Origin of the sequence: Mesorhizobium sp. NZP2298 (assembly GCF_013170825.1) — a bacterium.
In the GTDB taxonomy this organism is placed as follows: Bacteria; Pseudomonadota; Alphaproteobacteria; order Rhizobiales; family Rhizobiaceae; genus Mesorhizobium.
On the sequence record NZ_CP033365.1, the window covers coordinates 1733892 to 1749774 of the forward strand.

Consider the following 15883-nt stretch of genomic DNA (forward strand, 5'->3'; position numbering starts at 1 on the left):
TCGGTTGCCGCACGGCATTTCATCATTCCCTTAGCCGGATAATCATGGTGGCTTCGCAGTCTTTACGTCCTCCGCGGTCGCCCTAGCTATCCAAGGCGCCGGTGTGACGTTTTGATGCCGGCCAAGCCGCCGAGGGAGAGGAGCGAGCAGCTGTGCAAAGGCCTGAGCGCCACAGCAGAACTGTCACATACGTTCTCTAAGAGAGCGGGCAAGGACTTGCGCAAGACCCTTGTCACCAGCCACTCAAGAGGGAAAAACCATGACCATGATCAAGCGGGGCTTTGCTGCCCTTGCCGCAGGTGCGCTCAGCACCGCGCTGGCGATGCCTGCCTTTGCGGAGCCGGTAAAATTTGATTTCTGGTTCGGCCTTTCGGGCGACCTCGCCCGCGTCGTCGACACGCTGTGCAAGAACTTCAACGAATCGCAGAAGGACTATGAAGTCGTCTGCACCAGTCAGGGCAACTACGACGCCACGCTGCAGAACACCATTGCCGCCTTCCGCGCCGGCAAGCAGCCGGCCGTCGTCCAGGTCTATGACGTCGGTACCGCCACCATGATGCTGTCGGGCGCCTACAAGCCCGCCGACAAGCTGATGGAAGAAAACGGCTACAAGATCGACTACGCGGATTATTTCCCCGGCATCGCGCGCTACTACGCGACGTCGAAGGGCGAGATGCTGTCCTTTCCGTTCAATTCCTCGACCGCGCTGATGTACTGGAACAAGGACGCCTTCGCCAAGATCGGCAAGACCGAGGCGCCGAAGACCTGGGAAGATGTCGGCGCCGACCTCAAGGCGATGAAGGACGCCGGCTACGAGTGCCCGATGGCGATCAACATCTCGGCCAACGAAAGCTGGCAGCTGATGGAACAGTTCTCGGCGCTGCACAACCAGCCGATCGCCACCAAGAGCAACGGCTATGATGGCCTCGACGCGCGCCTGGAAGTCAACAAGACCAAATTCGTCCAGTACGTCACCGACCTGAAGAAGTGGTATGACGCCGGTCTCATCAAGATCAAGTCCAAGGATCTTGGCCAGGATATGGTCCAGGCCTTCGCCTCGGGCACTTGCCAGGTCATCCTGACCTCGGTCGGCGACCACGGCACCGTCGGCAAGACGCAGAAGGAAGGCATGAACTGGGACGTCGCCGAACTGCCCGTCTATGCCGGCACCGAGCGCAAGAATTCGCTCGTCGGCGGCGCTTCGCTGTGGGTTCTCTCCGGCAAGTCGGATGCGGAATACAAGGGCGCGGCCGCGTTCCTCAACTTCATCCACGACCCCAAGACCGCCTTGTTCTGGTCGACCAACACCGGCTACATCCCGGTGACCAAGTCGGGCTTCGACTACATGAAGTCGAGCGGGTTCTACGACAAGGCTCCCTACAAGGGCCGTGAAGTCGCGATCGCCAGCCTGACCGCTTCCGAACCGACCGAAATCACCCGCGGTGTGCGCCTGGGCAATTTCACCCAGATCCGCGCCGAGTTCGGTACGCAGATGCAGGCGATCTTCGCCAACAAGGTCAGCGTCCAGGAAGGCCTCGATACATTGGTCAAGAATGGCGATGCCATCCTCGACCGCTTCCAGCAGACCTATCCGGGCAAGACCCTGCCCTAATCCCGGATAGCGGAGCGGCCGTCCGTCGAGACTCGACGGGCGGCCATTTCGTACAGGTTTTGATTTACGCATGTTCTTATCCCGAAACCGGGGCCCACTTTCGGGAGACATGCTTTAGTCTTCCGCCGAGAAAGCGGACTGGCGGTTCAACGGCATCGGCGGATCGATGGAAAAACGCGTCACTTTCGGGAAATGGACGATCGGCATCCTCTTCGCGGTGCCGCAACTCCTCCTGATCTTCACGTTCTTCTATTGGCCCGCCGGCCAGGCCGTTTACTGGTCGCTGACGCTGCAGCAACCCTGGGGCGGCGGCAACATCTGGGTCGGGCTCGACAATTTCCGCTCGATCCTGTCCAACGCCGATTACTGGAACTCCATCACCGCCAGCCTGGTTTTTGCCGGGCTCAGCACCGGGCTTGCGATGTCCATCGCGCTGGTGCTCGCGGCCCTGACCGATCGGCAACTCGCCGGCTCGCGTCTCTATCGCGTGGTGCTGATCTGGCCCTATGGCATCGCCGCGCCGGCGCTGGCGCTGGCGTTCCGCTTCATCCTGGCGCCGGAAGCCGGCTTCATGGCCGTGGTCAACCGGGTCTGGCCCGGCTTCTGGGATCCCGGCCTCGATGGCGCCGACGCCATGGCTTCGATCATCATCGCCTTCTCGTGGAAATATGTCGGCTACAACTTCATCTTCTTCCTGGCCGCGTTCCAGGCCATCCCACGTTCGCTGATCGAGGCCGCCGCGATGGACGGTTCGGGCGTCATCAGGCGTTTCTGGGACATCCAGTTCCCGCTGATCACGCCGACGATCTTCTTCCTGCTGGTCATCAACATTACCGAAAGCTTCCAGGATTCGTTCGGCATCGTCGACATCATGACCGCTGGCGGCCCGGCGAACGCCACCAATCTGATGGTCTACAAGATCTATTCAGACGGCTTCAAAGGCCTCGATTATTCGGGCGCCGCCGCGCAGAGCATCATCCTGATGCTGCTCATCATCGTGCTCACCATCTTCCAGTTCCGCTTCATCGAGCGGCGCGTGCATTACAGGTGAGATCGCCATGGTCGAGCGCACTCCGTTCCTCAATGTCTTCACGCACCTGATCCTGTTCATCGGCTTCGTCTTCTGCATCGCGCCGTTCGTGGTCGTTGCGATCGCCGCGTCGCACAATCTCCGGGATGTCAACGATGTGCCGATGTCGCTGCTGCCGGGCAGCGACTTCTGGGTCAATATCAAGACCGCCTGGACGACGGCAGACCTCGGCCCCAAGCTGCTCAACAGCTTCATCATGGCGGCAGGCGTGGCCGCCGGCAAAGTGATCATCTCGGCGCTCACCGCCTTCTCGATCGTCTACTTCCGCTATCCTGGGCGCACCTTCATCTTCTGGCTGATCTTCGTGACGTTGATGCTGCCACTGGAGGTGCGCATCGTGCCGACCTACGCGGTCGTTGCCAATGTGCTGTCGCCCTATCAGGCCATTCTGGACGTGACCGGCCTGAGCTGGCTGATCGAGAAGGTGTCGGGCGTGCAGGTCTCGCTCAGCCTCGGGCTGCTCAATTCCTATACCGGGCTGATCATGCCGCTGATCGCCACGGCCACCGGCACGTTTCTCTACCGGCAATTCTTCCTGACGGTGCCGGATGAACTGACCGAGGCGGCGCGCATGGACGGCGCCGGGGCGCTGCGGTTCTTCATCGATATCCTGTTGCCGCTGTCGCGCAACAACATGGCGGCACTTGGCACCATCATGTTCCTGTGGGCCTGGAACCAGTATCTGTGGCCGCTGCTCATCACCACCGACCAGTCGCACGCGACGGCGGTCACCGAGCTCAAGCAACTGATCCCCAATGTCGGCGGCATTCCGGAATGGAACATCGCGATGGCCGGGACGCTCATCGTCATGCTGCCGCCGCTGATCGTCGTGGTGCTGATGCAGCGCTGGTTCGTGCGCGGTCTGATCGCCACCGAGAAATAAGAGGAGACAAGATGGCCTCCATCGCAATACGCGGCGTCAAGAAGAACTACGCCAAGACGCAGGTCGTGCACGGTGTCGACCTCGACTTCGCCTCGGGCGAATTCGTCGTCATCCTCGGGCCTTCCGGCTGCGGCAAGTCCACGCTGCTGCGCATGATCGCGGGGCTGGAAGAGATTTCCGATGGCGAGATCGCGATCGACGGCACTGTCGTCAACAGGCTGGAACCACGCGAGCGCAGCTGCGCCATGGTGTTCCAGAACTACGCGCTCTATCCGCATATGAGCGTGGCCCAGAACATCGGCTATTCACTCAAGGTCGCCGGCGTGCCCTCGGCTGAGCGCATGCAGCGGATCCAGGCGGTCGCCCGCACTTTGGAGCTCGAACATCTGCTCGACCGCAAGCCTATGGCGCTTTCCGGCGGCCAGCGTCAGCGCGTCGCCATGGGCCGCGCGATGATCCGCGAACCGAAGGTGTTCCTGTTCGACGAACCGCTGTCCAATCTCGACGCCAAGCTGCGTGTGCAGATGCGCTCGGAAATCCGCAAGCTGCATCGCCGCCTGAACGCCACCTCCGTCTTCGTCACGCACGATCAGGTCGAGGCGATGACGCTCGCCGACCGGCTGGTGGTGATGAATGGCGGACGCGTTGAACAGGTCGGCACACCCGGTGAAATCTACACCCGCCCGGCCAGCCGCTTCGTCGCCACCTTTGTCGGCGCGCCGGCGATGAACATTCTGGAAGGCACGGTCGAACTCGACGGGCTGTCGCTGCTCGGCGGCGGTCGGCGCCTGGCTATCGCTCGCGCCGGCCTGCCGGTCGGCACGAAGGTGGCGATGGGCATCCGGCCGGAAGCCGTTCGGCTGGTTGCACCGGGCACGGCCGGTGCGCTCGACGCCACCGTCGACCTGGTCGAGGAACTGGGTGCGGGGCGGGTGATCTATGTCGATCTCGACGGCGCGCCGTTCTCGGTGATGACGTCGGAGGCGGTCCGCCCCGAGCCCGGCAGTGGTGTCGGCTTGAAGTTCTTGCCCGAGGACATGCATTTCTTCTCGTCGGAGACGGGAAGCCGCCTCGATGTCTTCAAGGCGTCCGTGCCCGAGCCGGCGCTCTGATTTTCAGGCCTCCTTTAGCAGTGGCCGATCTGTTCAGCCGATATCGGCGAACGCATCGCCGCCTGAACTGTCCATTGCGCGCCGGCAGTGCCGTCGCCCTTCAGGCGAACACATGCGCCTTTCCCGACACGGTGAGCCGCACGATTTCGCCGACCGCCGGCGCGTCCATGCCCGATTTGCGCAGGATCAGCGGCGTGTTGCCTATCGCGGCGGCGTCCGGCGGATCGGCGTTGTTCAGGAGCCGCACCGCGATCGTGCATGTCGCGCCGGCGAATTCCGATTCCGTCACCTCGCCGAACAACATGTCCGGCGTGCCCGACATGCCTTCGCGCGACGTCCGTTTCAGCCCGATCTGCTCCGGCCGCAGCATGATGCGGGCGACATCGCGGCTGTCCGACGTGTCGACGGCGATGCGACCCAGCGGCGAGCTGGCGAAGCCCCCCGAGATGCTCGCCGGCAGGATGATGGCATCGCCGAGGAACTCCGCGATCATACGGTCCTTCGGCTTGAGGTAGAGATCGCGCGGCGTGCCGACCTGCGAGAATATGCCGTCGCGCATCACCGCCACCTGGCTGGCGAAGGACAGCGCCTCGGCCTGGTCGTGCGTCACCAGGATGGTGGTGATGCCGGCCGCCTCCAGAAGCTCGGCCACCGCCTTGCGCATCGAGGCGCGCAGGCCGGTGTCGAGCGCCGAGAACGGCTCGTCGAGCAGCATCAGCCGCGGCTTCATCGCCATGGCGCGGGCCAGCGCCACGCGCTGCTGCTGGCCGCCTGAGAGTTCATGCGGGCGGCGCTTGAGGATCGCCTTGTCCAGCCCCACGATATAAGCGAGCTCGACAATGCGCTCTGCGCGCTTGTCCTCGCCCCGGTCCATGCCGAAACCGATATTGTCCGATATGGTCAGATGCGGGAACAGGGCGCCGTCCTGTGCCACCACGCCGATGCCGCGGCGATGTGCCGGGACAGCGGCGCCCCCATCGGCCAGAACCTTGCCGTCGAGCATGATACGGCCCTGGTCCGGTGCCTCGAAGCCGGCGATCAGCCGCAGCAAGGTCGTCTTGCCGCAGCCGGAGGGGCCGACGATTGCGGTCCGGCTGCCGCTGGCGACACTGAGGTCGATGCCGGCAAGGGCCGCGACCGAGCCGTAATGCTTTTTCAGGCCGCTGATTTCGAGAAAGCTCATCGTCCCGCCATCCGTTTCGACTGGACATAGAGCAGCCATGTCAGCGGCAGAGACATCGCCACCATGATGAAGGCGTAAGGTGCCGCCGAGGCGTAATCGATCTCGCCGCTGTAGGACCAGAACGCCATTGCCAGCGTGCGGGTGCCGTTTGGCGCCAGCATCTGGGTCGCGGTCAGTTCGTTCATGATGCCGAGCGCCACCAGCGCCATGCCGGCCGCGGCACCGGGCGCCGACAGGCGGATGGTCGTCGACCAAAGCGCGTTGAGCGGCGGCCTGCCGAGACTGGACGCGGCGCGCTCGAGCTCGACCGGGGCCTGGGCGATCGAGGCGCGCAGGCTGACCAGGGCACGCGGCAGGAACATGAGTGCATAAGCGACCAGAATGGTGAACAGCGTCTGATAAAGCGGCAGGGCGATACGAACGGTGATGGTGACCAGCGCCAGCGCGATGACGACACCCGGTAGCGAGCCGACGATGTAGTTGCAACCCTCCAGCAGGCGCTGCAACGGTCCCGGCGCGCGGATCGAGATCCAGGCCATCGGCATGGCGGCGACGGTGGCAAGCAAGGCCCCGGCAAGCGACAGGAGCAGTGTCTGGCCGAGCGCCGGGCCGATCTCGTCGAGACGCCAGACCTCGGCGCCGCCGGCGATGAGCCAGCGGCCGATGGTCACGAACGGCACGCCAAGCGCCAGCAGCGTGGTGACGGCAAGCAAGGCCAGGCTCGGGATCGTGGCGCGGCCGAGGTTCGTGCGTTGCTGGTAGCGCGCCGCGCCGGAGCCGACTCGGGCATAGCGCTCTTCTCCGCGCACCAGCACTTCGAGGCCCAGAAGCACGAAGCAGCAGGTCACCAGGACGCCGGCCAGCATGTTGGCGGCCGGTCCGTTGAAGGTCGACTGGAACTGGTCGACGATCGCCGTGGTGAAGGTATCGAAGCGGATGAACACGTAGAGACCATATTCGGCCAGCAGATGCAGTCCGACCAGCAGCGAGCCGCCGCAGATGGCGAGCCTGAGCTGCGGCACCACGACGCGCCAGAACACGCGCCAGGGCCCAAGGCCAAGGGCTGAGGCCGCGTCCTCCAGGGCAGGGTCGAGGCGGCGCAGCGCCGCCGATATGGGCAGATACAGGAAGGGGAAATAGGCGATCACGGATACCAGTACGCCGGCCCACAGGCCGTGCAGCCCGGGAACCATGGTGATCCAGGCATAGGAGTGCACGAAAGCCGGAATGGCGAGCGGCGCCACGCACAGCCAGGCCCAAAGCCTGGCGCCAGGCAGGTCGCTGCGCTCGGTGAGCCAGGCCAGCGCGACAGACAGCACGATGGCGATCGGCACGGCCAGCAGGACCAGCAGGGCGGTGTTTACCAACAGTTCGCCGACGCGCGGCCGGAAGACCAGCGCCGAAACGGTTTCCCAGCCGGTCTGCACCGCAGTCCAGATGATGAAGGCGAGCGGCAGAAGGGCGAGCAGCGAGACGAGAACAGCGGCGGTGACAAGCCAGGGTGCCGCCCGCCGCGCCTTTCGGCGCATCGTCGGCGGCGAACCAGCGCGCGCGAGATCGACCGCGGGCTGCATCGGCTCAGACACCCCACGGTTGCGGCGCGGCGGCGGAAATAAAGGGACCACGATCGCGGTCAGGAACGCAGCGTGTCGTCATCGACGAATGCCATTTCGAAAACAAACGCTCCCGCGGAAGGCGAAGTCCCGCGGGAGCTCGGTCGGTTTGTCCTTATTAGGACGAACAGAAACTAAAGCAAGCCGGCTGCCGTCATCAGGTCGGTGACCTTCTTGGAGTTCAGCGTCGCGGCGTCGACCTTCGGTGCCTGCAGATCGGCCAACGGCACCAGTTTCGGATTGGATTCCGCGCCCTTGCCGACCGCGTATTCGAAGGAGGTTCCGTTCTTCAGCACTTCCTGGCCGCCCTTGCCCGTCACCCACTTCAGGAAAGCTTGGGCTTCCTTCGGATGCTTGCTCGAGGCGAGCACGCCGCCACCGGAGACCGAGACGAAAGCGCCCGGATCCTGGTTCTTGAAATAGTGCAGCGCGACGTTCTTGCTGTTCTCGCCGGTCTTGGCCTGATCGCCAAAGTAGTAATAGTGGTAGATCACGCCGCCTTCGATTTCGCCGGCGTTGACCGCCTTCATCACGGTGCTGTTGCCCTTGTAGGCAGTGAAGTTCTCCTTCATCGCCTTCAGCCAGTCCGCCGTCGCGGCCTCACCCTTGAGCTGCAGCAGCGCACTGACGATGGCCTGGAAATCGGCGCCCGAGGGCGAGGCCGCCCATCGGCCCTTCCAGCTCGGGTCGGCAAGGTCGAGCAGCGACTTGGGCAACTGGTCGGACTTGAGCTTGGTGGTGTTGTAGGCAAAGACAGTGCTGCGCGCGGCCACGCCCACCCATTTGCCGCTGGCCGCCTGATAGTCCTGCGGCACCTGAGCCAGCGTGTCGGCGTCGACCGGCGCGAACAGGCCGGCATTCTCGACCAGCACCATGGCCGGCGAGTTTTCGGTGAGGAACACATCGGCGGGCGAGGCGGCACCCTCGGCGACGATCTGGTTGGAGAAGTCGCTGTCGCCGCCATTGCGCAGCGTGACCTTGATGCCGGTTTCCTTGGTGAAACCTTCGGCCCATTCCTTGGCCAGACTTTCGTGCTGGGCGTTGTAGACGATGATGCCCGCATCCTCGGCCATCGCCGGACCGGCAGCCAGGCTGATTGCAAATGCGGCGACACCGGCAAGGGCAAGAAGGGGGGATTTCATAAGGTACTCCTCGGGTTGTCCGCGCTGCGGATGCGACCGAGTATCAATTCATGAATGCACTAGTCAAGATTGAATTCCGTTCATTACGGTTTTGCGCTTCGCGGCATTGATGGCGACATGTCACCCGATATGTGGGCCCGGCGGCCGTGGCTCCGGGATACAGCCGTCGATCATGGGATGAATCGTCCAGCGCTGGTCCAGCCCCTGCTGTGTCCGCTTGGTCTCGGGATCGAACGCGTCATTCAGCATGGCGCACCAGGTTCTGCGCAAATTCTCACAGCGCGTCTTGAACGCCGCGCTGCCGAGTCCGTCGCGCATATCCTGAGCGGTGAGGTCGGTGGCTTCGCCCGGAGGCTTGGGCGGGACCGTGCCCGTATCGGGAAAGTCCGGATTCCATTGAAGATAGTGCTTTGCGTCGACACCGGGCGCGGCATCGAATTTGACCACCGCCATCAGGGGATGAAACTCATGCCACCCCTTGTGGTAGCCGTCATAGACATGTTCGCCAAGGACGGCGACATGATCGCCCATCCTTATGGGCCCGAGCGCCTTGTCGCCGACATTGGCGTCCTCGACATTGCCGGGGTTCCAGTTGAACAGCCCATCCAGGACCGGTTTGACTGCACCGAAGTAGGATGCCGCTCCGCCGATGGCGCCACCAATGGCCCCTCCGAGCAATCCCCCAAGGAACGAGCCGATGGCGCACCCCACCGCACCCAGGAAGAACGATCCTATGGCGCAACCGACAGCCGCGCCGACACTTGCGCCGGCGGCCGCCGCAGCCGCGGTCACGACCAGGGCCGCCGTCAGCAGGATAACGATGGCCGGCGCCCATTGGCGCATCTTGATCCAGAAGTCGCCCTCGGCCTCGCAGTGCAGGCCCCAGCGTGCATGGTCGTCGGCGGGCGCATAGCCCAGATCCGTCTTCAGGTCATCGCGTGGGAGCAGCAATTCATGGCCCTGGAAGCCGTCATTGAGAATGTCGTTTGCCGGATGGGCCGTGACCTTGGCGGCAAATTCCGACACGACAGTGCCATTGGAATCGTAGCGATTGGCGGCGGCAAGAGCCGTCTGGTTCGTTTCGGCGTTGAGGATTTCGGCCGTCGGATGCGGCATGAGGATGACGTCGAAATACTGGTCATTGTCGAAGGCGCCGAGATCGCTGCGGAACGGATTGTAGGACACGATGCCGACGGCGCATTTCGGATTGTCCTTGTCGAGGCAGACCAGGCGATGGTTGAGCCATTCCGCGGCGGCCTTGTCGATCGTTGCCGTGGCCGAAGAGAGGAATGCGATGGCTGCGGCAAGGGCCGCGCCGACCGGCCCGAGCAGCAAGCCGAAGGCGGCCGCCAGCCCGGTGATGACGATGATCTGCAGCGCCTGGCCGGCGAGGAAGGCCAGCCGGTCATCCTCATTGTAGGGCTTGCCTCCGGCGGGATAGAGAAAGCAGCTCGTATAGTGCTTGTAGGCCATCGGAGCGCCTCAGCCTTTCGTCGCCGTCAGCGTCACGCCGCCGGTCATGGTGCGCGATCCGCTCTCGCTGATCGTGAAGACGTGGACGTTGAAGGTCTTCGTGCCGCGGAAGGCGGCGTCCCTCGGTTCGATCTCGACAGCAACCTCGGCCTCCTGGCGCGGCTGCAGGGAAAGCGTGTCCGGAACGATCCTGACCGACCAGTCATCCGGGACGGGAAACCGGCCATAGGCCTGTTCTTCCAAAGCTCTCGCCCAGCGCGCCTTGCTCTCGGCCAGGCGTGGCAACGGCGTATCGCCCTGACCTTGGCCGTATGGCGCCTCCGGGACACATGGCCGCAGTTTCGGCAGGCCGTAGCAGTCCGCCTCGATCTGGAAGCGGCGGGCGGCCGAAGCTTCGTTGCGGACGGTGAAGGCGAACTTTGCCGGAGACTGCATCTGGGCGATGTTGATATTCTTCTGGCCAAGATTGTTGTTGGGATTGGCGTCATCGCCCCAGGAGAGCTGTGCCTGGACACAGTAATGGCCGCCAATGGCTGGCGTGGTCCAACTGAACTCCGCATAGGCAGGGCAATCGATCGTGCCCTTGGCGCCGAGATTGACGGCAGTGCTGGCGATCGGATGAGAAACCGTCTGTGCGCCGAAGGAGAGATAGGACAGCGCCACCCCCACTCCGACCGCGGGGGCGTCATAGGACCCGTTCCAGACACGGACGCGGACGCGATATGGATGGGCGGGCTGAAGCGGCCCGGTGACCAGTGCGGCGCCGTCGAAAATGTCGATATCGGGATTGTCCCAGGTAACGGCGAGCCCCTGCGCCATAAGGTAGTATTGGGCATAGAGAAGCGGATCGGCGCGCTTGTAGATATCGGGCGGCAGCTGGATACAGCAATCGTTCTGTGCCGGCTTCGGCAGCGGCTGGCCCTTGACCAGCCGGCAAAGCAGCATGCGTATCGTAGCAAACAGCACCTTCAGTCCGGCCGCGAGACGCTTCCAGAAATCGGCGGCGAACAACAAAAGGACGGCAATTCGAATGTGGTTGACCAGAGATCCTGCCATATCGTGTTTCCCACGCTGAGAGGACGCAAAGGCGATGCTTTTCTGGCGGAGGTATCGCCGCCAGCTGTCTAGAATGCTACTTTTTCGGTGATCTCTGTCTTCTATAGAAGTAGATCGCGGCGATAAGGACTATGACCGCAATGACAATGCTGCCTTCGAAAGTTCCCGAGCCATTGTCGGGAGAAAATCCAAAAATGCGTTCTATGAAATCCATCTTGGCCTCCCTCCGATCCTTTCACGCTATAGTAGGGCTTACGTTGCGTCAACGAAGGGTTTGACCGCGCTGTTTCTCACCCAGGGCGGCCGGGAGCCTGGGAATCCCGCATGAGTTTCGTGGGTTGCCTCGCAAACTTTCGTGACTTGCCCATAGTTTGGCTTGGACATTATTTCGCCGGCCACGTAACAAATCTGCGCCGAGGCGCGAAAACCGGGGAGTGAACTCTTGTGAGCGGCAAGGACGAGGCCGAGCTTTCCCGGCTGTTGCGGGCCGCGATCGCGGGAGATGAAAAGGCCTATGCCGACTTTCTCCACCGGATTGCCGCGCTGGTCCGCGGTTTTGTGAGGCGAAAGATCGTGCAGGGTGGGGTCGATCCCGAGGATGTCGTGCAGGAAACCTTGCTGGCCATTCATGTGAAACGGCATACCTGGCGCCAGGACGCATCGGTCCTGCCCTGGGTCTATGCGATCGCCCGCTTCAAGCTGATCGACGCGTTCCGGCGGCGCGGTCGGCGCATCGAGATCGATGTCGACGATATCGCCGAGACCTTCGCCGAGCCGGAAACCGAAACCGTCAGTGAGCGCGACATCAACCGGGCCCTGGACGGGTTGCCTCCGGCACAGCGTTCCGTGGTCGCGGCCGTATCCGTGGAAGGCCGCTCGATCGGCGAGACGGCTGCGAAATTCGGCATCAGCGAGACGGCGGTGCGTGTGTCGCTGCATCGCGGGCTTGCCGCCATAGCCAGGCGATTTGGGCAGGGGCGATTCGGGCGGGAATGACATGAGGACCGAAGATCTCATCAAGGCGCTCGACGCCGATGCAAGCAGCAAGGCGATGCCGTTGCGTTCGGCCTGGTGGCTGGCTGCCGGTGCGGCCATTGTCATCGCGGCAGTCGTTTTCCTGCTGACGATCGGCCCACGCCCCGACTTCATGGTGGCCGCACATACGATGCGCTTCCTGTCGAAATTCGTTTTCACCATCGTGCTGGCGGTCAGTGCCTTCGCCCTGATCCGCGCTTTGTCGACGCCAGGTGCCCCGACAGGTCTGGCGATGGCGGGGATGGTTGCCGCGCCGCTGTTGGTGGCCGTGGCGGTGGTTCTGGAGCTCTTCATGGTGCCGGAAGCGTTGTGGGGCACGCGCATGATCGGTTCCAACATGATGATCTGCATGAGCTTCATTCCGCTGATCGGCATTGGCCCGCTGGCGATCTTCCTGTGGATGCTGCGCTACGGCGCGCCGACGCGGCCGGTGCTTGCCGGCGCCGTCGCGGGGCTACTCGCCGGCGGACTGGCGGCGACCTTCTACGCCGCGCACTGTTTCGACGATTCGCCGCTTTTCGTCGCCACGTGGTACACGATCGCGATCGCTGCGCTCGCCTTGCTTGGCGCGCTTGGCGGGCGGTTCTTCGTGCGCTGGTAACAGGATACCTGCGACCACCCTCGCGCATACCGATCCTTAATCATGCCGGCAATTGTTTGCCGATTGGCATGTCGCCAGTGCCCCGGGGCAACCTTTCCTTAAAATCGATCCTTCAGGGTTTAACGGAAAAAAGCGATTGCCCACGGGGGTGGTACAGATCGTGACTTTGCGAGGAATGATCGGGCCGGGACCCTACAAGCATGCAGCGCTGGCGCTGCTTGTGGCCGGTTTTGGCGTGGTGTCGGCCTCGTTTGTGCTGTCCAGGCTGGATCTTGGCGCGGAAACGCTCAGACTTTGTCTCCAGGTATCGGTAGCTGTGACAGTCTGCGCGCTTTTCTTCGCCTACCTTTCCATCGGCCGCATCTCGGAAGATCGACGACAGATGGCGGAGGCAGAGCAGCGCTTTCGCCGGGCCATGCAGGATTCGGCGATCGGCATCGCCATTGTCGGGCTGGATGGGCGCATTCTCGAAGCCAATCCGGCCTTCGCCACCATGCTTGGCTACAGCCGCGACGAGATCGAGGCGCTGACCTTTTTCCAGATCACGCATCCCGACGATCTGCAGATCGGACGCGAAACGATGGACCGTCTGAAAGCAGGGACCGCCCATGCGTTTCACTTCGAGAAGCGCTATCTGCGCAAGGACGGCACGCCGGTCTGGGCGCATCTTGCCGGCTCCGTCATTCGTGACGAGAAAAGCGGTCGCCCGCTCTATCTCGTCTCGCAGATCGAGGACATCGACGCGCGCAAGCAGGCCGAGGCGCGCATCGCCGAGGCTGAGACGCGCTGGAATTTCGCGCTCGCCGGCGCCGGTCAGGGCGTGTGGGACCTCGACATGCGCAAGGGCGGCACAACCTATTCCTCGACCTGGGTCAAGATGCTGGGTTTCGACGAGGGCGAGCTTGATGGTGATCCTGACCACTGGCTGACCATGATCCATCCCGACGACCGCGAGACCGTCGCCGAAGCGGATCGTGCCCACGTTGACGGCAAGACCCCATTCTTCGAAGCCGAATTCAGGATGCGCCACAAGGACGGCCGCTGGATCTGGATACTCGACCGCGGCAAGGCCATCGAGCGCGACGAGGATGGGCGTCTGATCAGGGCCATCGGCAGCTTGACCGACATCACCCGGCGCAAGGAGATCGAGGAGCGTCTGACCGTATCGGCGGCAATGCTGGCCGATGAGAAGGAGCGGCTGCGGGTGACGCTGCAGTCGATCGGCGATGCCGTCATCTGCACCGATGCGGCGAACCGCGTCACCTTCATGAACCCGGTTGCCGAGAAGCTGACCGGCGTTTCCGGCGAGGCGGCTCTCGGCAAGACGCTCGGCCATGTCTATTGGGCGGTCGACGAGGAGACGGGTCACAGGATCGGCGTGACGCGGCCGGCAATCAGCGGGGAGGTTCCCTCCGACCAGAACAGCCGCGCCGTGTTGATCCGCCGCGACAACACACGCTGCAGCATCCGCCAGGTCGTGTCGCCAATCATGAACGAGCGCAACGAATTCTGCGGGCTGGTCATCGTCTTCCAGGACTTCACCGATGCGCGCGCGCTGCAGCGTCAGCTTGCCCACGCCGCGGCGCATGACGCATTGACCGGCCTTGCCAACCGCTCGAGCTTCATCCGAACGATGGAGAAACTGGTCGAGCAGGCGCGCAAGGACGGCACGACAGCTGGGGGCGGCCATCAGTTCATGTTCATCGACCTCGACCATTTCAAGCTGGTCAACGACACGGGCGGTCACGCCGCCGGAGACGCCTTGCTGAAGCAGGTCGCCGAGGCCGTACGCGGCGTGCTTGGTCCCGAGGACATCGTCGCACGCCTGGGGGGCGACGAATTCGCCGTCATCCTGAAATCTGGTTCGACCGCCGGTGCCAGGATCGCGGCGCGCTCCATCATCGATGCGATAGCCGGCCTGAACTTCACCTGGGATGGCCGGCCGCACGCGATCGGCGCCAGTATCGGGCTGGCGGCGATCAATGCCGACTGCGGCGAAGCCGATGAGATCATCGCAAGGGCCGACGCCGCCTGCTATGCGGCCAAGGCCGCCGGCCGCGGATGCGTCTGCGTGGCGCCGGACGGCAGTATCATCGACCACGGGTCGGAAGCGCCCAAGCCTCTCGCCGCAGCGTCGTGAGCGGCGGCCGGCGGATACTCTAGCGCGTCGGAACGGGATGCTCGCCGCGATAATCGTAGAAGCCACGCCCGGTCTTACGGCCGAGCCAGCCGGCCTCGACATATTTGACCAGCAGCGGGCAGGGCCGGTACTTCGAATCCGACAGGCCATCATGCAGTACCTGCATGATCGACAGGCAGGTGTCGAGGCCGATGAAATCGGCCAGCTGCAGCGGCCCCATCGGATGGTTGGCGCCGAGCCGCATTGCGGTGTCGATGGCGTCGACCGAGCCGACACCCTCATAGAGCGTGTAGATCGCCTCGTTGATCATCGGCAGCAGGATGCGGTTGACGATGAAGGCCGGGAAGTCCTCCGAGACCGTGATCGTCTTGTCGAGCTGCTTCACATAGGCCTTCGCGGCCTCGAAGGTCTGGTCCTCGGTGGCGATGCCGCGCACCAGCTCGACCAGCTTCATCAGCGGCACCGGATTCATGAAATGTATGCCGATGAAACGCTCCGGCCGGTCGGTCTGCGCGGCAAGCCGGGTGATCGAGATCGACGAGGTGTTGGTCGCCAGAATGGCTTCGGGATTGAGCTGCGGACAGAGCTGCGCATAGATCTTGCGCTTGACGGTTTCGTCCTCGGTTGCCGCCTCGATCACCAGATCGGCGCCGGCGAGATCGGCCATCGCCGGTGCCGAGGCAATGCGCGCCATTGCCTGGTTGCGCAGCTTCTCGTCGAGCTTGCCGGAGCCCACCTGGCGGGCCATGTTGCCGCTGATGGTGGCTATGCCCTTCTCGATGCGGTCGGGCGATATATCGTAGATCAGCACCTTGTAGCCCGAAAGCGCGGAGACATGGGCGATACCCCCACCCATCTGGCCCGCGCCGATGATGCCGATCGTCTCGATCTTGCTCATTACACCGATCCCGTCAAAAGGCCTTTGCAGCCTGCTTTTTGTGCG

At 63.4% G+C, this 15883-nt stretch carries 13 protein-coding genes; 7 read left to right on the top strand and 6 right to left on the bottom strand.

Annotated features, from left to right (window positions below; genetic code table 11):
- The first annotated feature begins 259 nt into the window (after window positions 1-259).
- From EB231_RS08440 to ugpC, 4 genes are all read left to right on the top strand, one after another.
- Window positions 260-1612, top strand: coding sequence for an extracellular solute-binding protein (locus tag EB231_RS08440; RefSeq protein ID WP_172348410.1), 1353 nt, complete (start codon window positions 260-262; stop codon window positions 1610-1612).
- Between the two features lie 166 nt (window positions 1613-1778).
- A complete protein-coding gene (locus tag EB231_RS08445; protein ID WP_172348411.1) occupies window positions 1779-2663 on the top strand; it encodes an ABC transporter permease subunit in 885 nt (294 codons plus the stop codon).
- 7 nt (window positions 2664-2670) lie between these two features.
- Window positions 2671-3585, top strand: a complete 915-nt coding sequence (locus tag EB231_RS08450; protein WP_172348412.1) for an ABC transporter permease subunit — start codon at window positions 2671-2673, stop codon at window positions 3583-3585.
- A gap of 11 nt (window positions 3586-3596) precedes the next feature.
- Window positions 3597-4697, top strand: coding sequence for a sn-glycerol-3-phosphate ABC transporter ATP-binding protein UgpC (ugpC, locus tag EB231_RS08455; protein WP_172348413.1), 1101 nt, complete (start codon window positions 3597-3599; stop codon window positions 4695-4697).
- A gap of 100 nt (window positions 4698-4797) precedes the next feature.
- On the opposite strand, the gene EB231_RS08460 is transcribed toward ugpC, so the two are convergent.
- The 5 genes from EB231_RS08460 to EB231_RS08480 form a co-directional block, all read right to left on the bottom strand.
- Entirely contained in the window at window positions 4798-5880 is a 1083-nt protein-coding gene (locus EB231_RS08460; RefSeq protein ID WP_172348414.1) for an ABC transporter ATP-binding protein, read from the bottom strand.
- Window positions 5877-7454 carry an ABC transporter permease gene (locus EB231_RS08465; RefSeq protein WP_172348415.1) on the bottom strand — a complete coding sequence of 526 codons (1578 nt, stop codon included), beginning with the start codon at window positions 7452-7454 and terminating at the stop codon, window positions 5877-5879. The genes EB231_RS08460 and EB231_RS08465 overlap by 4 nt, the downstream gene beginning before the upstream one ends.
- Before the next feature lie 173 nt (window positions 7455-7627).
- Entirely contained in the window at window positions 7628-8635 is a 1008-nt protein-coding gene (locus EB231_RS08470) for an iron ABC transporter substrate-binding protein (RefSeq protein WP_172348416.1), read from the bottom strand.
- Window positions 8636-8755: 120 nt separating this feature from the next.
- Complete coding sequence (locus tag EB231_RS08475) at window positions 8756-10108, bottom strand: hypothetical protein (RefSeq protein ID WP_172348417.1); 1353 nt, start codon at window positions 10106-10108, stop codon at window positions 8756-8758.
- Between the two features lie 9 nt (window positions 10109-10117).
- On the bottom strand, window positions 10118-11164 hold the full coding sequence (locus EB231_RS08480; protein WP_172348418.1) for a hypothetical protein: 1047 nt from the start codon (window positions 11162-11164) through the stop codon (window positions 10118-10120).
- 444 nt (window positions 11165-11608) lie between these two features.
- On the opposite strand from EB231_RS08480, the gene EB231_RS08485 reads away from it, so the two are divergent.
- From EB231_RS08485 to EB231_RS08495, 3 genes are all read left to right on the top strand, one after another.
- Window positions 11609-12160: a sigma-70 family RNA polymerase sigma factor gene (locus EB231_RS08485; RefSeq protein ID WP_172348419.1), complete on the top strand. Its 552-nt coding sequence runs from the start codon at window positions 11609-11611 to the stop codon at window positions 12158-12160.
- 1 nt (window position 12161) lies between these two features.
- The gene (locus EB231_RS08490; protein WP_172348420.1) at window positions 12162-12800 is read left to right on the top strand and encodes an NrsF family protein; all 639 of its coding nucleotides are present in this window, start codon (window positions 12162-12164) and stop codon (window positions 12798-12800) included.
- Window positions 12801-12960: 160 nt separating this feature from the next.
- Window positions 12961-14940: a PAS domain S-box protein gene (locus tag EB231_RS08495; RefSeq protein ID WP_246740897.1), complete on the top strand. Its 1980-nt coding sequence runs from the start codon at window positions 12961-12963 to the stop codon at window positions 14938-14940.
- Window positions 14941-14959: 19 nt separating this feature from the next.
- On the opposite strand, the gene EB231_RS08500 is transcribed toward EB231_RS08495, so the two are convergent.
- On the bottom strand, window positions 14960-15838 hold the full coding sequence (locus EB231_RS08500; protein WP_172348421.1) for a 3-hydroxybutyryl-CoA dehydrogenase: 879 nt from the start codon (window positions 15836-15838) through the stop codon (window positions 14960-14962).
- Window positions 15839-15883 lie beyond the last annotated feature (45 nt).